Source organism: Pseudomonas sp. ArH3a, from assembly GCF_022648765.1.
Taxonomy (GTDB): domain Bacteria; phylum Pseudomonadota; class Gammaproteobacteria; order Pseudomonadales; family Pseudomonadaceae; genus Aquipseudomonas.
This window is the reverse complement of record NZ_CP080330.1, coordinates 4570701-4592937: the sequence shown is the minus strand read 5'-3', so window position 1 is coordinate 4592937 and position 22237 is coordinate 4570701. Positions and strand designations below refer to the sequence as shown.

Genomic DNA, 22237 nt, shown 5'->3' with positions numbered 1-22237 from the left:
CTCGCAACTAGACACCCCACATCATGTCGTCAACACCCACCGATGCCTGCCATTTGCAGATCCCGCACACCGACCACGTGTGCGCGTGGCTGATGCGGCACGCTGGGTTGAAAACCGTCGACCTGGAGCGTGCTCGGCGTTTGTCCACGCACGGCAGCGACTTGGTTGGGTTGCTCACGCGCCTGGGGTTGGTCTCGGAACTCGAACTGGCTCGCGCCTGGGCCGACCTGCTGGGTGCGCCGCTGTTGCTGGCCGATGCCGCGCCGCCGTTGCTCGACCCGTTGCCCGTACTCACCGAACGTTTTATGCGCCACTACCAAGTGGTGCCCATGGGCTGGGCCCACGGTGGTCTGCGCGTATTGGCGGCCAACCCGGCGCAACTCTATCCCTTTCAGGCCCTGGCCTACGCCTGCCAGGTGCCGGTGTGGCTGGCCATCGGCCCGCGCACTGAAGTCGACACGCTGATCGAGCGCTACTACGGCCAGGGCCGCTCCGCCATGGGCACCTTGATCGAAAACCTCGATGAGCAGGGCGGCGCGCTGGAGGATATCGAACACCTCAAGGACATGGCCTCCGAAGCGCCGGTGATCCGCCTGGTCAACCTGATCCTGCAGCGCGCGGTGGAACAGCGTGCGTCGGATATCCATATCGAGCCCTTCGAAAACCAGCTCAAGGTGCGCTACCGCATCGACGGCGTGCTGCACGACGCCGAGGCGCCGCCGGCCAGTTCGTCGGCGGCGGTGATCTCGCGGGTGAAGATCATGGCGCGCCTGGACATCGCCGAACGGCGCCTGCCCCAGGACGGGCGGATCATGCTGCGCATCCAGGGCAAGGAACTGGATTTGCGCGTGTCCACGGTGCCCACCAGCTTTGGCGAGTCGGTGGTGATGCGCCTACTCGACCGGCAAACCGTGCAGTTCGACTTCCAAAGCCTGGGCTTTGACGGCCAGCGCCTGGCGGCGTTTCTCGACCTGCTCGAACGCCCCCACGGCATCCTGCTGGTCACCGGGCCCACCGGTTCCGGCAAAACCACCACGCTCTACACCGCGCTTTCGCGGCTCAACACCGCCGAACGCAAGATCATCACCGTCGAAGACCCGGTGGAATACCAGCTCGAAGGCATCAACCAGATCCAGGTCAAACCCGCCATCGGCCTGGACTTCGCCGGCGCGCTGCGCGCCATCGTGCGCCAGGATCCGGACGTGATCATGATCGGCGAAATCCGCGACCTGGAAACCTGCCGCATCGCCATCCAATCCTCGCTCACCGGCCACCTCGTGCTCTCCACCCTGCACACCAACAGCGCCGCCGCGAGCATCACGCGGCTGCTGGACATGGGCGTGGAAAGCTACCTGATCGCCTCGACGGTCAGCGGCATTCTCGCCCAGCGCCTGGTGCGGCGCCTGGACCCGGCGACCCGCGTGGCGTTTGCAGCACCGCCGGAATTGATCGAGGAACATGGCCTGGATCGCTTGACCGACCAACGCCCGATCCTGCTCTACCAAGGCAGTTACCACGGCCGCAGCGCAATCACCGAACTGCTGGTGATGAACGACGAACTGCGCAGCCTGCTGACGCGTCACGCCGACGCCGCCACCCTGGAGCAGGCCGCGCGCCGCGCCGGTTTGCGCACCTTGCATGAAGAAGGCTTGCGCCAGGCGCTGGCGGGCATTACCTCATTGGAAGAAGTGCTGCGCGTGACCCGTGGAGACGGCGCGTGAGCCGCTTCAAGTTTCGCGCGTTGGACAGCCAGGGCGTGGCCCAGAGCGGCACGCTGCAAGCCCAGGACCAAGCTGCCGCCATCGCCGTGCTGCACAAGCGCGGCTTGTTGCTGCTGCACATCGAAGCGGCCGGCAGCCCGAGGTTGCGCAACACGCGCGGGCAATTGAAGGGCGCCGCATTGGTAAGTTTTACCCAACAACTGGCCACCTTACTGGGCGCTGGTCAGCCGCTGGAGCGCTCGCTGAGCTTGCTGCTCAAGCAGCCCGGCCAACCCCAGGTGCGCGCGCTGATCGAGCGCATCCGCGACCACGTCAAGGCGGGCAAGCCGTTATCCGCCGCGCTGGAGGAGGAGGGCGAGAGCTTCTCGCCGCTGTACCTGAGCATGGTGCGCGCCGGTGAAGCCGGTGGCGCGCTGGAAAGCACCTTGCGCCAACTCAGCGACTACCTGGAGCGCAGCCAGTTGCTGCGCGGCGAAGTGATCAATGCGCTGATCTACCCGGCGTTCCTGGTGGTCGGCGTGTTGGGTTCGCTGGCGCTGTTGCTGGCGTACGTGGTACCGCAATTCGTGCCGATTTTCCAGGATTTGGGCGTGCCGATCCCGCTGATCACCGAGGTGATTCTCGCCCTTGGCCAGTTTCTTGGTGCCTATGGCTTGGTGCTGCTGGCCGCGATCATCACGGCCAGCTGGCTGGTGGCGGCACGCCTGCGCGATCCGCTGCGGCGGCAACGCTACGACCGGCGCCTGCTCGGCGTTCGCGTGATCGGCCCGCTGTTGCAACGGGTCGAAGCGGCCCGCCTGACCCGCACCCTCGGCACCTTGCTCAGCAATGGCGTGGCGTTGCTGCAAGCGCTGGTCATCGCCCGGCAAGTTTGCACCAACCGCGCCCTGCAGGCCCAGGTGGCGGAGGCGGCGGAATCGGTAAAAGGCGGCGGCACCCTCGCCAGTGCGTTCGGCGCTCAGCCGCTGTTGCCGGAACTGGCCCTGCAAATGATTGAAGTCGGCGAACAAGCCGGTGAACTGGACAGCATGTTGCTCAAGGTTGCCGAGGTGTTCGACGTCGAGGCCAAGCGCGGCATCGACCGCCTGCTGGCCGCGCTGGTGCCGTCCCTGACCGTGGTCATGGCCGTGCTGGTGGCGGTGATCATGCTGGCGATCATGCTGCCGCTGATGAGCCTGACCAGCAACATATGAACCTTCAAGGAGCTATACCGATGAGACACCTTCAGCCCAGATCAGCACGCCGCCAACGCGGTTTTACCTTGCTGGAAATGCTCGCGGTGATCGTGCTGCTGGGCATTGTCGCAACCATCGTGGTGCGCCAGGTCGGCGGCAATGTGGACAAGGGTAAGTACGGCGCGGGCAAGGCGCAACTGGCCGGCTTGAGCATGAAAGTCGACAGCTATGCACTGGACGTCGGCGCACCGCCCAACAGCCTGCAACAGCTGGTGGACAAGCCCGCCAATGCTTCCAGCTGGGCCGGGCCCTACGCCAAGCCTTCCGAACTCAAGGACCCGTTCGGCCATGCCTTCGGCTATCGCTACCCCGGTGAGCACGGCGCCTTCGACCTGATCTTCTTCGGCCAGGACGGCCAGCCGGGCGGCGATGGCTACAGCGCCGACCTGGGCAATTGGGAATAACCTCGCCATGACCCAGCGCGGCTTTACCCTGCTGGAGATGCTGGTGGTGATCCTGTTGATCGGCCTCGCCGCCGGGTTGTTGGGGCTGGGTGTGCGCCAGGGTTTGCAGGTGGCCAAAGAGCGCCGCGCGGTCGGGCAGATGGTCGACGCGCTGCGCACCACGCGGGCCTTGGCGGTGGTCAGCGGCGCGGCGGCGCGCACCGAGTTTGATCTGCAACAGATGACGTTCCAGGCGCCGGGCCGCGCGCTGCAACGCTGGCCGTCTGAGCTGAGCATGACCTTGCACAGCGCCGAACAGGCCGGCTCCGCCTTCGAGTTTTACCCCGACGGCAGTTCCACCGGCGGCCATCTGCTGTTAGCCAATGGCACTCGGCGTTGGCGCATTGACGTTGGTTGGCTGACCGGCAGCGTGCAGTCCAAGGCGCTGCCATGAAATACCAAACGGGCTTCACCTTGCTTGAAATGCTCGCCGCGCTGACGCTGATGGCGGTGGGCAGCACGGTGTTGCTGGTGGCTTTCGGCCAAAGCGCACGTTCGCTGGCGCAAGTCGCCCATAGCGACCGCCTCACCCACGCGGCGCTGACTGTGTTCGATCAGGAGGCGGCGGGGCCGCTGGCCGAGGGTGTCAGCCAGGGCAATCTGGATGGCATCCGCTGGCAACTGACCAGCACCCGCCAACAGCCCCGTGTATTTCGCCTCGACCTGATTGTCAGCGAAGGGCCGCACCACGCTCGTTTCAGTACCTTGAAGGCCCGCCTGTGAAGCGCCGCGAGCAGGGCTTCACCTTGCTGGAAATCCTCGTGGTATTGAGCTTGCTGTCGGTGTTGCTGATGCTGGTGGGCGGCGCATTGCTGGGCGCCAATCGCGCGGTGGCCAAGGCCCAGCGCTACACCACCAGCCTGGATGAGATGCGCGCCGCCCAGCAGTTTTTGCGCACGGCGATCAGCGAGGCGCTGCCGTTGGACGTCACCGAAGACGACAGCCAAACGGACGGTTTTTTTCTTGGTACACCCGAGCGCTTGCAGTTCGTGGCGACTTTGCCGGGTGTACTCGGTGGCGGGATTCAGCGGTTCACCTTGCAACAGCGCGAGCAGCAATTGCAGGTGGCGTTTTCTCAGCTGGAATCCCACACCAACATCGCCCGCAGTGAGCCGCAAGTGCTGCTGAAAAACGTCGCGGGTTTACAGTTCAGTTATCGCGGCGTATCGCCGCTGGGCCAAGCCACAGGATGGATTAGTGAATGGCCATGGCCCAGGCGATTGCCAGCAGCGGTGCGCATCGCCGCCAGCCTCGACGGCCCGCTGCCGTGGGTCACCCAGGTGATTGCCCTGCGCCTGAACCTTTCCAGCGGAGCGCTCGAAGAATGAAGCGCCAACGCGGCGCGGCGCTGTTGCTGGTGCTGTGGGCGCTGGCCTTGCTCAGTGTGTTGCTTGGCGGCCTGGCCGGTTGGGTGCAGCTGGAAAGCCGCCAGGCCCTGTGGCTGCGCCAGCACACCCAGACCCTGCTGGCTGCCGAGGCCGGTATCGCCCTGGCCATGGCGGATCGGCACTGGATCGCCGACGGCCGTGACATCCCGCTGACCTTCGACGACGCCCAGTTGCACGTCAGCCTGCGCAGCGAGCGCGGCAAGCTGTACCTGATCAACGCCGAGGCGGATGACTTCATGCGCCTGGCCCTGGCCTGCGGCGCTACCCAGGCCCAGGCCGGCCAACTGCTCAAGGCCCTCGAGGCGCGCCGCAAGCAGGGCTTGCCGCCGTTTCGGGTGCTTGAAGAAGTGCGCCAACTGCCCGGCATGACGCAAACGCTGTACAGCCAATTGCTGCCGGAAATCACCTTGTGGAGTGACCTGGATCGCCCCGATCCGGCCTTCGCCAGCCCGCTGATGCGCAAGGCGCTGAACCTGCCGCACCAGAACGCTGAAGGCGCTGACCCAGGTGTTGTGCTGATGGTCGACAGCCGCGCACAGCGCCCCGGCGGCTATCAGGCACGCCTGCAAATCACCGTTTTATTGAGCCCCTCGGAGGACAGCGCGCAACCCTACCGGGTGCTGCGTTGGCAAGAATGAATCGACTGGAACCCATCGCCCGGCACTGGCGCGGCAGCCAGCTGCAACAAGGCTGGCGCCTGTGGCTCGCGGAACTGCGCGCCTGTGTGCCGAATTGGCTGGCGCTGCACGAGCCGCCAGAGCAGATCTACCACTGGCCCTTGAGCGAACCTGCCGTACCCGGCAGCACGCGCCAGGTGCTGATGCTCGCGCCCGACGCCGTGCTGTTGCAAACCGTGCAACTGCCGCTGGCCGCTGCGCGCAACCTGACCGCCGTGGTCGGTTACGAGCTGGATCGCTACACCCCCTTCGAGGCTGACCAGCTGTACTTCGTCGCGCGCCAGGAGCAACGCACCGCCACGCATCTGCAGGTCACGCTGGTGGCGATCCTGCGCGAACAACTGGACCAGATCCTCAGCGACTGCGCCGCCCTCGGCGTGCACCCTCATCGGGTGGATGTGAACCACCTGGGCATCGACTTGCTCCCGGCGCCGCTGCGCCCGCGCCAACGGCCCACCGGCAAAGGCCTGCAACGCAGCCTGCCGTGGCTGTGCGGTGCCTTGTTGATCGCGGCGATGCTGCTGTGGCTCAACGACCGCCAGCGCGTGCTCGACGCCATGCACGCCAGCGTACAGCAGCAAAAAGCCCAGGTCGCCGAGGTGCACGCCTTGCGCCAACAACTGCTCAACACCCGCGGCGCGGCGCAATACCTGACCCGGCGCAAACTGGCGCAGCCGCCCTTGGCCGCGTTGCTCAATGACCTCACCACCTGCCTGCCCGCCGACACCTGGCTCGACCAGTTGGACGTCAAGGACGGCGAGATTTCCTTCTCCGGGCAAAGTGCCAAGGCCAGCGCGCTGATCACCCGCATCAAGGGCTGCCACAGCCTGGAAAACGCCCAGTTCGAAGGGGTGATTCAACCCGACGCGCGCACCGGCAAAGACCAGTTCGCCTTGCGTGCCCACCTACGCCAGGAGGCCGCCGATGCGCCGACCCCTCACACCCCGTGAACGTCGCGGCGCGGCCTTACTGTTGCTGGCCGTGGTCGTTGGCGCGGCCTACTGGCTGTTGATCGACAGCTGGTTCGCCGGGCCCCTGCGTGACATGGGCGAACAGGCCGAGCAATTGCGCGAGCAGCAGCAACGCTACGCCGGCGTGGTTCGCCAAGGCGATGCGCTGCGCCAGCAACTGCAACAGGCCCGCCAGGACCCGGCCAGTAGCACCAGCTTGTTGCCGGGGGATGACCCCGACGTGGTGGCCGCCGACCTGATGCAGCGCCTCGCCGACCTGATCAACAGCCACGCCACGCTCGGTGGCGGCTGCAGCCTGACCCAACGTAAGCCGATCACCCCGGAGCAGGATGAAGGCGAGCCGTATCGCCAGGTCAAGGTCAGCCTCACGCTCAACTGCGCGATTGAGCCGCTGGAAGCGGTGCTGCATGAGCTGGAGTACCAGCCGCCGTTTCTGTTTGTGGACGAACTGCGCATCCGCCGTGGCCAGCAGGCGCCGGCCTCGGGTGGTGCGGGAAAACTGCTGGTGCACCTGCTGGTGCGCGGCTATCTGCAACCGCAGGTGGCGCGATGATCGGCGCGTTGCGCCCCTTGGAATGGGGCCTGCTCGGCCTGGCCGGGTTACTCGGCGTGTTGATGGCGGTCATCCTCAGCAGCATCGGTGATGAACCGCAGTGGCTGCCCGAACCGGCCGCCCGCGCGCATCCTTCGGCCAGTGTGCAAGTGGCGCCGAACGTGGCGCTGGATAGCCTCGCCGCCACCTGGCAGGCGCCGCTGTTCAGCCCTGATCGCAGCCCCGATAGCGTGGTCGGCAAGGCGCGGGTTTCGAGCCTGGCCAACCTGACCCTCAGCGGCATCATGATCACCGACAACCTGCAAATGGCGATGCTCAAACAGGCCGATGGCCGCCCGCTGACGGTGCGCCTGGGCCAGACGCTGCCCAACGGCTGGCGCCTGGAACACCTGACGCCGCAATACGCCCGTTTTGCCCTGGATGGCCGCACACACACCTTGAACCTCTACGCCAAGCGCCTGCCACCGCCGTCCACCCGGCCCCCGATTACTCTTCCCCGCGAGCCCTTCCCTTGATCGACATGCGCACCTCAACATTTTGCCTGGCCACCGCCCTTGCACTGGGCGGCTGTGGCGCCTTGCCCGACCGCCTCGACCCGGACGAAGATCTGCTGCGCGAAGCCATGCAGGGCACCGGTTCGCAACGCCCGCCGAGTGAGGCACCTGCGCCCGAAAGCCCCCAGCCTGCGGTCAAGTCAGCGCCGCAGCGCCAGGTGATCCGTGGCAACCAGCAGTTCGTGCGCCCGCCCGGCGCAACACCGAGCGCGAAGGAGCAGGGCGGCGACATCGTGTTCAACTTCGCCGACCAGCCAATCGAAGCGGTGATCAACAGCGTGATGGGCGACCTGCTGCACGAGAACTACAGCATCGCCCAGGGCGTGAAAGGCAACGTCAGCTTTTCCACCTCCAAACCGGTGGATAAGCAGCAGGCGCTGTCGATTCTGGAAACCCTGTTGTCCTGGACCGACAACGCGATGATCCGCCAGGGCCAGCGCTACGTGATCCTGCCCGCCGACCAGGCTGTGGCGGGCAAGCTGGTGCCGCAGATGCATGTGGCTGCGCCGTCCAGCGGCCTCTCTGCGCGCTTGTTCCCACTGCGGTATATCTCCGCCACCGAAATGCAAAAACTGCTCAAGCCGTTCGCCCGCGAGAATGCCTTTTTGCTGGTGGACCCGGCGCGCAATCTCCTCAGCTTGGCTGGCACCCCAGAGGAGCTGGCTAACTATCAGGAGACCATCGACACCTTTGATGTGGACTGGCTCAAGGGCATGTCCGTGGGGGTGTTCGGCCTGCAACGCGCGTCGGTGGCCGAGTTGATGCCCGAGCTGCAAGCCATGTTTGGCCCGGACAGCGGCATGCCGTTGGCGGGGATGTTGCGCTTTCTGCCCATCGAACGGACCAACTCGGTGGTGGCGATTTCTTCGCAGCCGCAGTACCTCAGCGAGGTGGGTGACTGGATCCGCACCATCGACGAAGGCGGCGGTAATGAACCGCAGATGTATGTGTACGACGTACGCAACATGAAGGCCTCGGACCTGGCCAAGTACCTGCGGCAGATCTACGGCAATGACGCGATCAAGGACGACACCCCGGCCAAGGTTGCGCCGGGGTTGCGCACCACCACCTTGTCATCGCTCAACAGTAACGCTGCTGGTATGCAGAACACGCCGGCGCCTGCCTCAGAACCTGAGCAAACGCCTGAAGTCGCCGAGCCTGCGCCGGATAAAAGCCTTGAGGCCGGTACGCGTATTACTGCGCAGAAAAGCAGTAACCAACTGCTGGTGCGCACGCGTGCGGCGCAATGGAAAGAGATCGAGGCGGCGATCAAACGTCTCGATAATCCGCCCCTTCAGGTGCAGATCGAGACGCGCATTCTTGAGGTCAAGTTGACCGGGGAGCTGGACCTTGGGGTGCAGTGGTATTTGGGGCGGCTGGCGGGGAATTCCTCGAGTAAGACGGTGGCGAATGCGTCCGGCAGCCAAGGCGCGTTGGGCGGTGGCGGGGCGGGGTTGGGGGCGTCGGATTCGTTGTTCTATTCGTTTGTCAGTGCCAATTTGCAGGTGGCGTTGCATGCGTTGGAGACTAATGGGCGTACGCAGGTGCTGTCGGCGCCGTCGTTGGTGGTGATGAATAACCAGCCGGCGCAGATTCAGGTGGGGGATAACATTCCCATCAGCCAGACCACGGTGAATACCGGCAACGCCGATTCCACGTTGAGCAGTGTTGAGTATGTGCAGACTGGGGTGATTCTGGATGTGGTGCCGCGCATCAATCCGGGGGGGTTGGTGTATATGGATATTCAGCAGCAGGTCAGTGATGCTGAGAGTCAGAGTGGTACGAGTGATACGCCGGTGAATCCGCGTATTTCGACGCGGTCGGTGTCGACGCAGGTGGCGGTGCAGAGTGGGCAGACGGTGTTGTTGGGGGGGTTGATCAAGCAGGACAACGCTGAAAGTGTCAGCGCCGTGCCGTATTTGGGCAAGATTCCTGGGTTGCGGTGGTTGTTTGGTAATACCAGCAAGTCCAAGGATCGGACGGAGTTGATTGTGTTGATTACGCCCAGGGTGATTACCAGCAGCAGCCAGGCGCGGCAGGTGACGGATGATTATCGGCAGCAGATGCAGCTGCTGCGGCCGGCAAAATGAAGTGAAGGAACGCGGTAGAAAATGTGGGCGCTGGCTTGCCTGCGATGGCGGTAGCTCGAGTACATATCCGTTGCTGCGGTAACGGCGGCCTATGGTTCCGCTCTTGCAGCCAGCCCTTTCAAGGTCTTTGATAAAATGCCCCAAAACTCCAGTCAAGGTGACGAAAGCGATGTGGGCAGAAGTTCTAGCGCGGTTTGAGAAAAAAGCACCGACCAGTGTCATGACTAGAGTGATATTGGAACAGGCTGTTCCTGCCGAATGGGTCGATCAGGTGTGACGATCGTTCCCACGCTCTGCGTGGGAACGCCGCCCTGGACGCTCCGCATCCTGCTTTTGGCGCACGGTTTAAGTGGTGCGCAAGGGTGACGCGCAGCGTCACAGGAGGCACCCCCACGCAGAGCGTGGGAACGATCAAGACATTATTTATTTGAATAAAAATATTAATAAATAATGAAAGTAGAGAATATTAGCTTATGCCCAAATAGCATTATATTTTTAAAATCCATTCCGTTATGTTTGATCGCAACAGCCTACCCCTGACCTCGGATGGTACCCAGCGTGATTCAGATTCTGCGCGCCATAACCGGGCAATGACCCCGCGGCAGAATCGTTGGAAGGAGTTCAACGTATGTTGCCAATTCAAACCTCTCGCTTGCCCCACACCTAGTTTCCAATCGCCGACACACCCTGGAAAAAACCGAGCACCGCGCACGATCGCGCGACTGCCCGACTTCGCGATCTGGAAAGTATGGAGTGGCCATGAAACACGTTTTACACCCCACCACCGCACTGGCGCTGGCCCTGCTGGCAAGCACGGCCCAGGCTCAGGACGACAGCACCCTGTCCACCGTGGTGGTCACCGGCAACCGGGGCGCCGAGCAGCGCACCGTCACCAGCAGCCCGGTGCCAATCGATGTGGTCAGCGCCAAGCAACTGCAAAGCACCGGCAAGCCCGGTTTGATGGAAGCCCTGAGCGCGGTGATCCCGTCGCTGACCCTGCCGGAAAAAACCGGTTGGGACGCCAGCGGCATTGCCCGTGCTCCCAACCTGCGTGGCCTGAGTGCCGCCGAAGTGCTGGTGCTGGTCAACGGCAAGCGCCGCCACACCAGCGCCACCTTGAACATCAACGGCATCAACACCGGCGCGGCCCCCGCTGACCTCGACTTGATCCCGATCAGCGCCATCGACCATGTAGAAGTACTGCGCGACGGCGCCGCCGCTCAATACGGCTCGGATGCCATCGCTGGGGTGATTAACGTGATCCTCAAGGCCGACACCAGCGGCACCTCGGTGACCAACGTCGGCCAAGGCTACGACGGCAAGAAGCAGACCGTGCAGCAAAGTCTCAACAAGGGTTTTGAAATCGGCAACGGCGGCATTGTGCAGTTGGCCCTGGATGCGCGCAGCCAGAACGACGACAACAAGGCCAGCGCCAACGGCTACACCTATGAACAAGCCTACGGCCTGGCAGGCAAATCCACCTATGGCGGCTACGGCACGCCCAAGACCAACCTGCTGACCCTGGGCTACAACGCCGAGCTGCCGATTGATGACAGCTTGAGCCTGTATTCCTTCACCACCTACTCGCGGCGCAAGGCCGAGCAGGGGCAGAATTTCCGCTTGCCGACCATCACCAACACCATCACCACCGGGCCGAATGGCTACCCGGCCGGGTACACGCCGACCTGGTACATCGACGAGGACGATTTCCAGGCCGCGTTCGGCGGCAAAGGCACCGTCGGCGCGTGGGACTGGGACCTGTCCACCACCTACGGGCGCAACGAAGCGGAGCAGGGCACCACCCACAACCAGAACCCGTCGCTGGGCGAGTACACGCCGAACAGCTTCACCTCCGGCACCTGGATTTCCACCGAACTGACCACCAACCTCGACTTCAAGCGCGGCTTCGATGTCGGCCTGCAGAAGCCGCTGGACCTGTCCTACGGCTTCGAGCATCGGCGCGACACTTATGAGGTGCAGGCCGGTGACTACGCGTCCTATGCCAACGGCGGCTACTGCGTGGCGCCGGGCAATTGCGCGTCGTCCGGGGCCCAGGTCACCAACGGCATTTCACCCGATGAAGAAAGCAGCGCCTCGCGCAACAGCCTCGCCAGCTATGTCGATGTAGGCTTCAACCCCTTGCCGGACTGGTACGTCGGCACCGCGTTTCGCTATGAGCATTACAACGAAGGCGTCGGCGCGACCCGCAGCGGTAAGCTGACCACGCGCTACGATTTCACTCCGCAGTTCGCCGTGCGCGCCACGGTCAGTAATGGCTTCCGTGCGCCGTCCCTGGCCAACAGCCTGTTCAGCGCGCGCTCGACGACCTATGGCGTGGTTGACGGCGTGTATCAGTCGATCAACTACGGCGTGCTGCCAGTGGGTTCGGCGGCGGCCAAAGCCCTTGGCGCACAAGAGTTGAAACCCGAGCGCTCGACCAACTTCAGCCTCGGTTTCACCCTGACGCCCACCGACCGTTTGAACTTCACCGCCGACGCCTACGTGATCAACCTGCGTGACCGCATCACCCTGACCGGCACCTTGCTCGGCCCGCAAGTCACCCAGGTCCTGCAGAGCAACGGTATCAACTCCACCTCTGGCGGCCAGTACTTCATCAACGGCGCCGACACCCGCACCAAAGGCGTGGACCTGGTCAGCAACTACAACCAGGACATCGGCCAGTACGGCGCGTTGAAATGGACGGCAGCGTTCAACTGGAACCAGACCAAGATCCTCAACTACAAGGCATCCACCGACATCCTCGGTACGTCCTACGATTTGATGGACCGTCAGGCCCGGGGCCTGATCACCGATGTGCAGCCCAAGACCAAGCTGATCCTGGGCGGCGACTGGAGCATCGACCGCTTCAACCTCAACCTGGCCTTGACCCGCTACGGCTCGTACAAAGAGGTCAACGTCTCCGCCGACCGTAGCCTGGACCGCGTCTACAGCGCCAAGTGGATCACCGACCTCGACCTTGGCTACAACCTCACCAAAGACCTGAACATCGCCGTCGGCGCCAAGAACCTGTTCGACGTTTACCCCAAGAAACAAGGCGTGCCGAGCCGCACCATGCTCGCCAGCTACGGCACGTATTCGCCCTACGGTTTTACCGGCGGGTACTACTACACCCGGCTGACTTACGCCTTCTAAGGCCGCTACCCGCGAGGAATAGAACATGCCCATTGTCGCCAAAACCTATGACCTGATCGAAGATGTCAGCCCGGTTCCCCAGCGCCGCGTCGCAACGCCCATCAAGGCTCTGCACGTGGTGCCGGCCCGACACCCGTGGCGCTGGGCCGGGTCGATTTTCGCCGCGCTGGTGCTGCTCGCCATCGTGCATTCGCTGGCCACCAACCCGCGTTGGGAGTGGGGCGTATTCGGCCAGTGGTTCTTCTCGCCGTCGGTGCTGCGGGGCCTGGGCCAGACGCTGTTGCTGACGCTGCTCAGCACGGTGTTCAGCATCATCCTCGGTACCGCGCTGGCCCTGGCGCGGTTGTCGGGCTCGCCGCTGCTGGCGGCGTTGGCCTGGGGTTACATCTGGTTTTTCCGCTCGATGCCGGCGCTGCTGGTGCTGATCATCCTCTACAACTTTGCCTACCTGTATGACCACATCGTGCTCGGCGTGCCGTTCACCAGCGTGGTGTTCGCCGAATGGTCGACGGTGGATGTGCTCAGCCAATTCACCGTGGCGGTGTTGGGCCTGAGCCTGATGCAAGCGGCCTACGCGGCGGAGATTATTCGCGGCGGCCTGATCGGTGTGGATGCCGGCCAGCATGAAGCGGCGTCGGCCTTGGGTTTGCCGGCCTCGCGACGCATCTTCCGGATCATCCTGCCCCAGGCGCTGCGCTCGATTTTGCCCTCGGGTTTCAACGAAATCATCGGTCTGGTCAAGGGCACGTCCATCGTCTACGTGCTGGCCTTGCCGGAGCTGTTCTACACCGTGCAGGTCATCTACAACCGCACCCAGGCGGTGATCCCGCTGCTGATTGTGGCGACCGTGTGGTACCTGATCATCACCACCGTGCTGACCAGCGCCCAGTACTACGTCGAGCGTCATTTCGCCCGTGGCACCGCGCGCGTGCTGCCGCCGACGCCGCTGCAACGTATCCGCCGCTGGCTCAAGGAGAAAACCCATGAGTGACGCACGCGCCGGGCGCATCCAGATCCAGGGCGTGGGCAAGCGCTTTGGCAACCAGCAGGTGCTCAACGACATCGACCTGACCATCGACCCGGGCAAGGTCACGGTGATTCTCGGGCCCTCCGGTTCGGGCAAATCCACCTTGCTGCGCACCATCAACCACCTGGAGAAGATCGACAGCGGGCACATCACCATCGACGGTGAATACGTCGGCTACCGGCGCAAGGGTGACCTGCTCTACGAATTGAAAGAACGCGAGATCCTCAAACGGCGCATCGACGTGGGCTTCGTGTTCCAGAACTTCAACCTGTTCCCGCACCTCACCGCCTGGGAAAACATCGCCGAGGCGCCATTGGCCCACAAGCGCTGGAGCAAGGCCGAGGCGCAGGCCAAGGCGTCCGAGCTGCTGGCCAAGGTCGGCCTGGCGGACAAGGTCGATGCCTACCCGCGCCAGCTTTCCGGTGGCCAGCAACAGCGCGTGGCCATTGCCCGCGCCCTGGCGCTGGACCCCAAGGTGCTGCTGTTTGATGAGCCCACCTCAGCCCTCGACCCCGAATTGGTGGGCGAGGTGCTCGACGTGATCAAGGGCCTGACCCAACTGGGCGTGACCCTGGTGATCGTCACCCACGAGATCGGTTTCGCCCGGGAGGTGGCCGACCACGTGGTGTTTCTCTGCGACGGCCAACTGATCGAAGAAGGCCCGCCCGAACAGATTTTCCGCCAACCCCGACATCCCCGCACCGTGGCCTTTCTCGGCAAGGTGCTTTAGTTCAAGGAGAGACCGCCATGTTCATCAATACCGCCCGTGTGGCCCTGCTGGCGCTTGCTGTCAGCACTGCGCAAAGCGCATTCGCCGTGCAACAGGTCGACCTCAGCCCCGACCGTGTGCGCATTCATGTACCGCGCAACGAAGCGGCCATCGCGCAGATCCCGCCGGGCTTCAAGTTCGCCCAGCCGGGCAAGTTCACCGTGGCCGTGTCCGGCGTGGCCGGGCCACCGTTGGCGCTGCTGGCCAATGACGACAAGACCACCATCGGCAGCGAGGCCGACACCGCGCAGTTGGTCGCCGACAGCCTTGGCCTTCAACTTAACGTGGTGCAGACCAGTTGGGAGGATTGGCCGCTGGGCGTCAGCTCAGGCAAGTACGACGCGGTGATCAGCAACGTCACCGTGACCGAAGCACGCAAGAAACGCTTTGACTTCGCCACCTACCGCCAGGACGTGCTCGGGTTTTATGTGAAGAGCACCAGCAAAGTCACCGAGATCAAACAGGCTTCGGACATTGCCGGGCTAAAGATCATCGTCGGCTCCGGCACCAACCAGGAAAAGGTCCTGCTGGCGTGGAACGAGGCGAATGAAAAGGCCGGCATCAAACCGGCGCTGTTGCAGTACTTCGACGACCAGGCCGCCGCGCAACTGGCGGTGCAATCGGGGCGCAGCGATGCGCTGTTCGGGCCCAACTCGGTGTACGCCTACTCGGCGGCGATCACCGGTGGCATCAAGCGCGTCGGCACGGTCAATGGTGGTTGGCCGTTGAAGGCCGATATCGCGGTGACCACGCGCAAAGACAATGGCTTGGTCCAGCCGATCCACACCGCCCTGGAAGGCGCGATTGCCGGTGGCCAATACGAACAGGTGCTGCAACGTTGGGGCCTTGATATTGAGCGCGTCGACAAGTCGCTGATCAACCCACCGGGCCTGCCGGACTAGGAGTGGCGAACATGGGACTGACACGACGTGAAGCGCTGTCGAGCATTGCCGCTGTGGGCGGTGAGCAGGCAGTCAAGGATGCGCTGGCGGTATTGGGTTTGGGGCCGTCGTCGCATCGGCGCCCGCAACCGCTGAAACTTAAGGCCGGCCTGGGGCAGGGCACTCGTGTGCTGGTGTTAGGCGCGGGGATTGCCGGGCTGGTCACTGCGCTGGAACTGACCCGCGCTGGTTTTGATGTGCAAGTGCTGGAAGCAAGGGATCGGGCTGGCGGGCGCACCTGGACCCTGCGCAATGGCGACCGTGTGGACTACAAGGACGGCCGCACGCAAACCGTGGCCTTCGATCCGGGCCTGTATTTCAACGCTGGGCCTGCACGTATTCCCAGCCAGCACCGCACGATCCTCGACTACTGCAGCGAACTGGGCGTGCCGCTGGAAGTGCTGGTCAACAGCAGCCATGGCGCCCAGGTGCGCCCGGACCTGCAACAGCCGGCATTCACCGTCGGCCAGGCGATCAACGATGCGCGTGGACACCTCTCCGGCTTGTTGGCCAAGGCGGTGCAGCGCGACGCACTCGATGACGTATTGAGCGGCGAGGAACGCACGCGCTTGCTGGCTTTCTTGCAGGTCTATGGCGACCTGTCGCAAGAGCTGGCCTATGAAGGCAGCTTGCGCGCCGGTCACCTGGAATCGCCCGCGCACCCCGGTGCATTGCCCGCCAGCCGCAGCCCATTGGCGCTGGATCGCTTGCTGCATCCCGAGCTGTGGGGCGCATTGCTGCACACTGAGTTCCCTGAGTTCTCAGCGACCATGTTCCAACCGGTCGGCGGCATGGACCGCATCACCGACGCCTTCTACCAACGCGTCAACGAACACGTGCAACTGGGTGCCCAGGTGCGCCAAATCCGTCAGTCGGACGACGGCGTGGCGGTGACTTACCACGACACGCACAGCGGTCGCGAACAGGTGGTGCGCGCCGATTATCTGGTCTCGACATTGCCGCTGCCGCTGCTGGCCAAACTCGACACCGACTTCAGCGACCCGATCAAGGCTGCGTTGCTCAGCACCCGCAGCGATCAGGCCACCAAAGTGGCATGGCAATCGCCGCGCTTCTGGGAAACCGACTACCGCACCTACGGCGGTCTGTCATGGATCGAGCACCCGGCGCGATTGCTCTGGTATCCAAGTAACGACCTCAACACCCGCGAAGGCTTGCTGGTGGCCGGTTACGTAACGGGTGAGGGCGCCGACGTGTTTGGCGCGCAAGCGTTCGAGCAGCAGTACGCCACCTCCAAGGAGGCCGTGGAGCTGTTGCATCCGGGTTATTCCAAACACCTGCGCAACCCGCTGGCGGTGTCTTGGGAACAGATTCCCTACAGCGAAGGCCCGTGGCTGCAACGCGAACACTTCCCGGCTGACGCCAGCAGCTTGTTGGAACAAGCCCATGGCCGCGTGTACTTCGCCGGTGACGGCCTGGTGCAAAGTGGCGTGGGTATCTGGCAGGAATCGGCGGCCAACTCGGCGCGGCATGTGGTTGCGCAATTGGCTGAACGGGTGACTCAACAACGAGATATTGCGGCACTTGCCGCGTCATAAATAGCCGCCTTTAAGGGAGCAACACCATGAGCGACAGCATTCAGCGTACCAGCGTCGGCGATTTTCCAATCTCGCAAACCGTCACCGTGCCGGCCTCTGCCAGCCTGATTTTCGTTAGCGGCACCTTGCCCGATCTGGCCGACGCGCAGGCCCCGGCAGGCACGCCTGCGGCGTATGGTGATACCGAAGTGCAAACGGTGTCGGTGTTCAACAAACTGCGCAAGATCCTTCAACAGCAAGACCTGGACCTGGGCGATATCGTGCAGTTGCGGGTGTTTTTGGTCGGCGCCGAAGAGACCGCCGGCAAGCTGGATTTCGCCGGGTTGCAGCGCGGTTATACGCAGTTCTTCGGCACGCCTGAGCAGCCGAACAAACCGGCGCGCACCGCGTTGCAAGTGGTGGCGTTGCCGTTGCCGGGGGCGTTGGTGGAAGTCGAAGCGATCGCGGCCCGTACGGCGTAATTGTTTGCAGTGAGCAGGTTTATTGTGGCGAGCGGCCCCGCTCGCCACAACAAGTCCGGCAGACACAACAAGCCCGCTTGCTACAGGAGCATCATTCGTTGGCAGATGCCTAGGCACCCTTGCCGGGCACTTGCCAGATCTGCTCGCGCACCGATTCGCCGAGCCACACCATGCCATGCATGAAGGTATCGCGCTCCTGTGGCGTGGTGAGGGGGAAACAGGCGTAGTGCGTGTGCGCCATGACCCTGAGTTCTTCGGCCCACGCCCGCTTTTCCTGCTCATTATCGAGGTTGCAGCCCTCAAGGACGTGGGCTGGCATGAAGGTGCTCAACTCCATGGGCAGCGCATCGCAGGTGCCCAGGCGTGCGTTGATCGTGGAACTGCAGATTTCTACGGTCAGCCCGCTAATGCCCTTGGCCAGGAGCTTTTTCAGTGGCTTGATCTTATTGTTGGCGGCGAAATTCGTGGATTTGAGCAGGGTGTTGTAATGCGGCTTGAAATGGTTGATCAAGGCGGCTTCCGCCAGCGTAATCACCTCATCGCGATTCAAACGCACACTGCGCAGCCGCTCGAAATGCTCCGACTCCTCCTGCTCGCTGGCCACAGGCTCAGCATTGAAGTCACCGCCGTTGCTGATCATTGTCCTGCCGTGCTCGAATCGGTAGAGCAAAATCGACACCTCCAGCTCCGGGCTGTTGGTCGAGGTTTCTGCGAGGATGCGTTGCAGGGTGGTGTGGTTCAACAGCCGGTCCACCGCCGTACGCGCGTGAACCTTGCCGATGCCCTGGCCGACATAGAGCACGTTCATGTCCCGATGGTTCGCTTGCAGGGCACTGGTCGCGTTTGCCACCACGATATGCGCGGCGGTGGTCATTTGCCGTGAGGTCGAGAGGATGGTCAGGTGCGTACCGTTGGGCGCGACGATCACCTGTTCGATGTCATCCTGATCGTCATGCCCGATGCGCGGGATGTCATAACGGAAGGGGATCGACTGCACGCCCTGTTCGTCCATCACGATAAAACTGCCGTGCGCTGATCGACCGAGCAGGTACAGGTCATCAGGGTTGATCAGCACCCGCCGCCTGGCGGTGATCAGGTAGATATTGCTGCCGGCAATCGTCTCTCGGAAATGGCCATCGCCCTTGGCGCGGTAGAGGTCGGCGGGCGTCAATACCGACGGCGGGCTGGAATAGAGATGGGTTGCCCCTTCGGCAGAAAACTGTCGAATGATCGAGTCCATGTTGGTCATTGTTCCGTCCTTGCGGGGCTGCGCGCAACGGCAGCGTCGCGCCGCAGTTTGTCAAAAATGCGGGGCCATGGGCACTGACTGAATGGATAGGTATTCAGTTTCTGCGCGTGGGATGTGCACATGAATGGGGCCAGGGCTTACCACCATTTCCAGCGGCCCTGGTTTTTTAGGGAGGTGATGATGGCTTCGCGTTTGTGGCGGATTTCTACCATCTTGTGGCGTAGTTCGCGGCAGCGGTTGCTGTTGAGGATCAGTAGGCCGGTCAGCGGGCCGAGGAGTGTCATGGAGTAGAGGTAGACGTTGGGGCCGTAGGCAATGGTGGGCAGTGATACCAGCAGGCATATGAGGTATATCGCGACGTTTAGCCAGGCCCACTGTATGCGCCCGTACAGCACTTGGTATTTGGCAATGGCAAATACAGCGCCAAGTCCGGCCGCGCCGAAAAAAGATGTCTTGGTCGCAAAGCCTATGGGGTACGTCGAGAGATAAGTGAGCATTGCAAGGATCGCCGCCAAGGCGATCGAGAAACACCCGAGAAGCGCATCGCCCCAGATTATCGGCATATAGCGCTTGAGTAATTGCCAAGGATCTTCAATGAACGCAGCTGAGTAATAGTGGTTTTTTTTCTCCGTCCGGTTGTTCATTGATTGATTTCCTCGTAAACACCCAAGGCCAATGTTCTGACGTTTCCGGATATTGTACTGCTGGTGAGGCTCAGCGAAGCGGCTGCTGCATCCATTATATGGGCGGCGGTTGCCTGTTGTATCTGTGTAGCACTTATACGTTTTGGCAGATTTCCAGCAGCTTTTTCAAGCTTCAGCTGTTTGAATGTTAGGCTCGGATCGCGGATTCTGAGCAACTCATCGTTCAGTTTCTTGCGTTCTTGCCGGGTGAGGCCTTTGAGTACTTGGCGAGTCGTTTTTCCGGTTACTTTTGTGGTTGTAGTGACTACTTTCACTGTGACCATTGCCGATGTGGCAACGCCTAGCAAAGCAACACCGTCCAGCACGACTGTCGCAGCCTGATACCAAGTTTCGTTATCCAAGTAGTCATTAAACTCAGGAAAGGCTGCCTCTGACCCGGTTCGTATAACACCAGAGATGCATTGAGCGGTACTCGCAACGACTGCTGCTTTCCCGATGAATGAAATCACCGAACTGGCTCCGGCAGTGAAAGGCATCAATGCAGTCCCGCTCGCAACCACCAACCAACTCAACAGTACACCCGTACACGCCACCGTAGTATTCAGCGCCTCCTTCATCAGCTCCGACTCCCGCGGCTCATGCTCCAACATCCGCTTGAACTCCGCAGGCCCGACGTAGCGAGGCGCCTCACGCAACACCACCTTCTTCGGCACTACGCTGCACACCGTCTGAAACTCACGCAGTACCACCACGTTAAACACTTCGTCGATATACACCACGCCCGCACCAATCAGCGCCGGATCAGCGTCAATGGCGAAGAACAACTTACGTAGATCAATACTGCTTTCAATGCGCTGACGCGTAGTGCGGTGGGCCGTGGGGAATCCATCTTTCAACACGGAGGCCGTCATCCTTAACTCCTGGTTTTTGCGGGAGCCCAGAGCGTAAAGACGTGCACGCATCTATGAATGTCGGAAGGTTCGCCAATTCACGTCGGGTGCGTCTCTATCATGCTTTGGCGTCTTGCGTGCGCCGTGGCGGCTGAGGAAAAGTGCGCCCCGCGTCACTACCGACGCACACCAAGGCAGGGAGCAAACATGGCCGTCGATATGTTTTTAAAACTGGGCGATATCAAGGGCGAATCCAGGGATCAAGCCCATCGCGACGAGATCGATATCACCCACTGGGCCTGGGGAATGTCGCAGTCGGGTTCGATGCACAGCGGTACGGGCGGCGGTGCGGGCAAGGTCAATATTGCCAACCTGAACCTGACAAAGCCGCTGGATAAATCCAGCCCTAACCTGATGATGGCCTGCGCCAGCGGCAAGCATTATCCGGACGCGAAACTGGTGGTGCGCAAGGCGGGAGGCGCGAGCCCGGTGGAGTATCTGGTGATCACCCTGAAGGAAGTCATGGTGGTGTCCTACAGCAGCAGTGCTGAAAACGGCGCCGATGTGTTGCAAGACAGCTTCGCCCTGAACTTCGCCACCGTCGACGTCAGCTACCAGCCGCAGAAAGCCGACGGCGGCAAGGACGGCGGGCCGGTGAAGTTTGGCTGGAACATCCGGCAGAACGTGAAGGCCTGAGGCCCAGCCAACCCTTATTCTTCCAACTGCAGCGTATCGGTAGCAGCTTAGCCAATGTGGGAGCGGGCTTGCCCGCGATAGCTGTCTGAAGGTCACCGAATGCATGAGCTGACACACCGTTATCGCGGCATAGGTATCTACGCAACTTTTTGTGTGTGATGGGTTTAGGTAGATTGAGTACATATCCGTTGCTGCGGTAACGGCGGCTTATGGTTTCGCTCTTACAGCGAGTCACTTTTTTACAAACGCCTAAAAAAGTAACCAAAAAACGCTTTGCCCCACCACTCGGTGCCTCGCTAAGGCTCGGCATGCCCGCACGCAGGCTTGAATCCGTGGGCCGCCGCGATGGGCCATCCTTGGCCCAGCGCGGCTAACCCGGCGTCCTGCCGGGTTACCCACGGATTCAAGCCTGCGTTCGGCCATCGTGGTTAACGGGGCCTGTCAGATCAAAAGCAGATCAAGATCAAAAGCAAGAGCACGGCGGCCTAGTAGCCGACCTGAGTGGTTGAAGCAAAAGCAGGGCAACAGCAAAGCAGCACCACTTCTACCTGATGAAATGAGTTCCAAATGTGGGAGCGGGCTTGCTCGCGAATGCGGTGTGTCAGTCAACTCACTTGTATCTGACCCACCGCATTCGCGAGCAAGCCCGCTCCCACAGTTTTGACCGAGTTCAACTGCCAGCACCGCAGTGCTCTGCTTTTCTGTGGGAGCTGGCTTGTCGGATCGCCGCACCGCTGCGATGCAGACAGCTCGGTCTATCAGTGACACACAGTTGATGCCATCGCAGGCAAGCCAGCTCCCACATTTGATTGAGTTTCAGCTTCCACTATCAGGTCGGCTGTCAGGCAGCCTCGGCTTTGCTTTTGATTTGCTTCAACCACTCAGGTCGGCTACTAGGCCGCCGTGCTCTTGCTTTTGATCTTGATCTGCTGTTGATCTTGATCTTAGGCGCCCCGTTAAACCACGCTGGCCGAACGCAGGTATTACGGAGCGGGTAAACCGGCAGGACGCCGGTTTAGCCGCGATGGGCCAGGGACGGGCCATCGCGGCGGCCCGCGGAGTAATGCCTGCGTTCGGGCACACCGAGCCTAGGCGAGGTGCCGAGTGGTGGGGCAAGAGCCCTTTTGGTTACTTTTGGCTGGGCCGGCATTCCGGGCTCTTTTCCAAAAGTGACCCGCCGTAAGGGCGGAACCCATATCAGCCAATACCGCAGCAACGG

The 22237-nt window shown here is 62.3% G+C and carries 21 protein-coding genes; 18 read left to right on the top strand and 3 right to left on the bottom strand.

Features of this window, described 5'->3' with window-relative positions:
- The first annotated feature begins 23 nt into the window (after positions 1-23).
- The 17 genes from gspE (at position 24) to K0P33_RS20720 (ending at position 17539) form a co-directional block, all read left to right on the top strand.
- Positions 24-1721 carry a type II secretion system ATPase GspE gene (gene gspE / locus K0P33_RS20800; RefSeq protein ID WP_242151025.1) on the top strand — a complete coding sequence of 566 codons (1698 nt, stop codon included), beginning with the start codon at positions 24-26 and terminating at the stop codon, positions 1719-1721.
- Positions 1718-2914: a type II secretion system inner membrane protein GspF gene (gene gspF / locus K0P33_RS20795; RefSeq protein ID WP_242151022.1), complete on the top strand. Its 1197-nt coding sequence runs from the start codon at positions 1718-1720 to the stop codon at positions 2912-2914. The genes gspE and gspF overlap by 4 nt, the downstream gene beginning before the upstream one ends.
- A gap of 20 nt (positions 2915-2934) precedes the next feature.
- Complete coding sequence (gene gspG, locus K0P33_RS20790; RefSeq protein ID WP_242151020.1) at positions 2935-3360, top strand: type II secretion system major pseudopilin GspG; 426 nt, start codon at positions 2935-2937, stop codon at positions 3358-3360.
- 7 nt (positions 3361-3367) lie between these two features.
- A complete protein-coding gene (locus K0P33_RS20785) occupies positions 3368-3793 on the top strand; it encodes a prepilin-type N-terminal cleavage/methylation domain-containing protein (protein ID WP_242156085.1) in 426 nt (141 codons plus the stop codon).
- Entirely contained in the window at positions 3790-4122 is a 333-nt protein-coding gene (locus K0P33_RS20780) for a prepilin-type N-terminal cleavage/methylation domain-containing protein (protein ID WP_242151018.1), read from the top strand. Before K0P33_RS20785 ends, K0P33_RS20780 begins: the two co-directional genes overlap by 4 nt.
- The gene (locus K0P33_RS20775) at positions 4119-4727 is read left to right on the top strand and encodes a prepilin-type N-terminal cleavage/methylation domain-containing protein (protein ID WP_242151015.1); all 609 of its coding nucleotides are present in this window, start codon (positions 4119-4121) and stop codon (positions 4725-4727) included. The genes K0P33_RS20780 and K0P33_RS20775 overlap by 4 nt, the downstream gene beginning before the upstream one ends.
- Complete coding sequence (locus K0P33_RS20770) at positions 4724-5425, top strand: general secretion pathway protein GspK (protein WP_242151013.1); 702 nt, start codon at positions 4724-4726, stop codon at positions 5423-5425. The genes K0P33_RS20775 and K0P33_RS20770 overlap by 4 nt, the downstream gene beginning before the upstream one ends.
- Positions 5422-6414: a type II secretion system protein GspL gene (locus tag K0P33_RS20765; protein WP_242151010.1), complete on the top strand. Its 993-nt coding sequence runs from the start codon at positions 5422-5424 to the stop codon at positions 6412-6414. The genes K0P33_RS20770 and K0P33_RS20765 overlap by 4 nt, the downstream gene beginning before the upstream one ends.
- A complete protein-coding gene (gspM, locus tag K0P33_RS20760) occupies positions 6389-6988 on the top strand; it encodes a type II secretion system protein GspM (protein WP_242151007.1) in 600 nt (199 codons plus the stop codon). The genes K0P33_RS20765 and gspM overlap by 26 nt, the downstream gene beginning before the upstream one ends.
- On the top strand, positions 6985-7503 hold the full coding sequence (locus K0P33_RS20755; RefSeq protein WP_242151004.1) for a general secretion pathway protein GspN: 519 nt from the start codon (positions 6985-6987) through the stop codon (positions 7501-7503). The genes gspM and K0P33_RS20755 overlap by 4 nt, the downstream gene beginning before the upstream one ends.
- Positions 7504-7508: 5 nt before the next feature.
- The gene (gspD, locus tag K0P33_RS20750; RefSeq protein ID WP_242151002.1) at positions 7509-9632 is read left to right on the top strand and encodes a type II secretion system secretin GspD; all 2124 of its coding nucleotides are present in this window, start codon (positions 7509-7511) and stop codon (positions 9630-9632) included.
- 759 nt (positions 9633-10391) lie between these two features.
- A complete protein-coding gene (locus K0P33_RS20745; RefSeq protein WP_242150999.1) occupies positions 10392-12785 on the top strand; it encodes a TonB-dependent receptor in 2394 nt (797 codons plus the stop codon).
- A 25-nt stretch (positions 12786-12810) separates the two neighbouring features.
- A complete protein-coding gene (locus K0P33_RS20740) occupies positions 12811-13776 on the top strand; it encodes an amino acid ABC transporter permease (protein ID WP_242150997.1) in 966 nt (321 codons plus the stop codon).
- Positions 13769-14542, top strand: coding sequence for an amino acid ABC transporter ATP-binding protein (locus K0P33_RS20735; RefSeq protein ID WP_242150994.1), 774 nt, complete (start codon positions 13769-13771; stop codon positions 14540-14542). Before K0P33_RS20740 ends, K0P33_RS20735 begins: the two co-directional genes overlap by 8 nt.
- A gap of 17 nt (positions 14543-14559) precedes the next feature.
- Positions 14560-15483, top strand: a complete 924-nt coding sequence (locus K0P33_RS20730; protein WP_242150991.1) for an ABC transporter substrate-binding protein — start codon at positions 14560-14562, stop codon at positions 15481-15483.
- An 11-nt stretch (positions 15484-15494) separates the two neighbouring features.
- On the top strand, positions 15495-17078 hold the full coding sequence (locus K0P33_RS20725; RefSeq protein WP_242150988.1) for an FAD-dependent oxidoreductase: 1584 nt from the start codon (positions 15495-15497) through the stop codon (positions 17076-17078).
- 26 nt (positions 17079-17104) lie between these two features.
- Positions 17105-17539: a RidA family protein gene (locus K0P33_RS20720; RefSeq protein ID WP_242150985.1), complete on the top strand. Its 435-nt coding sequence runs from the start codon at positions 17105-17107 to the stop codon at positions 17537-17539.
- A gap of 109 nt (positions 17540-17648) precedes the next feature.
- On the opposite strand, the gene K0P33_RS20715 is transcribed toward K0P33_RS20720, so the two are convergent.
- The 3 genes from K0P33_RS20715 to K0P33_RS20705 all read right to left on the bottom strand — a co-directional run bounded on the left by K0P33_RS20715 (position 17649) and on the right by K0P33_RS20705 (position 20343).
- Entirely contained in the window at positions 17649-18788 is a 1140-nt protein-coding gene (locus K0P33_RS20715; RefSeq protein WP_242150983.1) for a hypothetical protein, read from the bottom strand.
- Positions 18789-18925: 137 nt separating this feature from the next.
- Entirely contained in the window at positions 18926-19432 is a 507-nt protein-coding gene (locus K0P33_RS20710) for a hypothetical protein (protein ID WP_242150980.1), read from the bottom strand.
- Positions 19429-20343, bottom strand: a complete 915-nt coding sequence (locus K0P33_RS20705; protein ID WP_242150977.1) for an NAD synthetase — start codon at positions 20341-20343, stop codon at positions 19429-19431. The genes K0P33_RS20710 and K0P33_RS20705 overlap by 4 nt, the downstream gene beginning before the upstream one ends.
- A gap of 186 nt (positions 20344-20529) precedes the next feature.
- Here K0P33_RS20705 and K0P33_RS20700 point away from each other — a divergent pair, with 186 nt between their 5' ends.
- A complete protein-coding gene (locus tag K0P33_RS20700) occupies positions 20530-21018 on the top strand; it encodes a type VI secretion system tube protein Hcp (RefSeq protein WP_242150975.1) in 489 nt (162 codons plus the stop codon).
- The last annotated feature ends 1219 nt before the right edge of the window (positions 21019-22237 follow it).

What these genes read in the sequence shown, in the direction of transcription:
- K0P33_RS20705 (WP_242150977.1), bottom strand. Translation starts at nt 20,343, where the DNA reads ATGACGGCCTCCGTGTTGAAAGATGGATTCCCCACGGCCCACCGCACT.
- gspG (WP_242151020.1), top strand. Translation starts at nt 2,935, where the DNA reads ATGAGACACCTTCAGCCCAGATCAGCACGCCGCCAACGCGGTTTTACC.
- K0P33_RS20765 (WP_242151010.1), top strand. Translation starts at nt 5,422, where the DNA reads ATGAATCGACTGGAACCCATCGCCCGGCACTGGCGCGGCAGCCAGCTG.
- K0P33_RS20785 (WP_242156085.1), top strand. Translation starts at nt 3,368, where the DNA reads ATGACCCAGCGCGGCTTTACCCTGCTGGAGATGCTGGTGGTGATCCTG.
- gspD (WP_242151002.1), top strand. Translation starts at nt 7,509, where the DNA reads ATGCGCACCTCAACATTTTGCCTGGCCACCGCCCTTGCACTGGGCGGC.
- K0P33_RS20730 (WP_242150991.1), top strand. Translation starts at nt 14,560, where the DNA reads ATGTTCATCAATACCGCCCGTGTGGCCCTGCTGGCGCTTGCTGTCAGC.
- K0P33_RS20720 (WP_242150985.1), top strand. Translation starts at nt 17,105, where the DNA reads ATGAGCGACAGCATTCAGCGTACCAGCGTCGGCGATTTTCCAATCTCG.
- gspE (WP_242151025.1), top strand. Translation starts at nt 24, where the DNA reads ATGTCGTCAACACCCACCGATGCCTGCCATTTGCAGATCCCGCACACC.
- gspM (WP_242151007.1), top strand. Translation starts at nt 6,389, where the DNA reads ATGCGCCGACCCCTCACACCCCGTGAACGTCGCGGCGCGGCCTTACTG.
- K0P33_RS20745 (WP_242150999.1), top strand. Translation starts at nt 10,392, where the DNA reads ATGAAACACGTTTTACACCCCACCACCGCACTGGCGCTGGCCCTGCTG.
- K0P33_RS20710 (WP_242150980.1), bottom strand. Translation starts at nt 19,432, where the DNA reads ATGAACAACCGGACGGAGAAAAAAAACCACTATTACTCAGCTGCGTTC.
- K0P33_RS20780 (WP_242151018.1), top strand. Translation starts at nt 3,790, where the DNA reads ATGAAATACCAAACGGGCTTCACCTTGCTTGAAATGCTCGCCGCGCTG.
- K0P33_RS20770 (WP_242151013.1), top strand. Translation starts at nt 4,724, where the DNA reads ATGAAGCGCCAACGCGGCGCGGCGCTGTTGCTGGTGCTGTGGGCGCTG.
- K0P33_RS20725 (WP_242150988.1), top strand. Translation starts at nt 15,495, where the DNA reads ATGGGACTGACACGACGTGAAGCGCTGTCGAGCATTGCCGCTGTGGGC.
- K0P33_RS20700 (WP_242150975.1), top strand. Translation starts at nt 20,530, where the DNA reads ATGGCCGTCGATATGTTTTTAAAACTGGGCGATATCAAGGGCGAATCC.
- K0P33_RS20735 (WP_242150994.1), top strand. Translation starts at nt 13,769, where the DNA reads ATGAGTGACGCACGCGCCGGGCGCATCCAGATCCAGGGCGTGGGCAAG.
- K0P33_RS20715 (WP_242150983.1), bottom strand. Translation starts at nt 18,788, where the DNA reads ATGACCAACATGGACTCGATCATTCGACAGTTTTCTGCCGAAGGGGCA.
- K0P33_RS20740 (WP_242150997.1), top strand. Translation starts at nt 12,811, where the DNA reads ATGCCCATTGTCGCCAAAACCTATGACCTGATCGAAGATGTCAGCCCG.
- K0P33_RS20755 (WP_242151004.1), top strand. Translation starts at nt 6,985, where the DNA reads ATGATCGGCGCGTTGCGCCCCTTGGAATGGGGCCTGCTCGGCCTGGCC.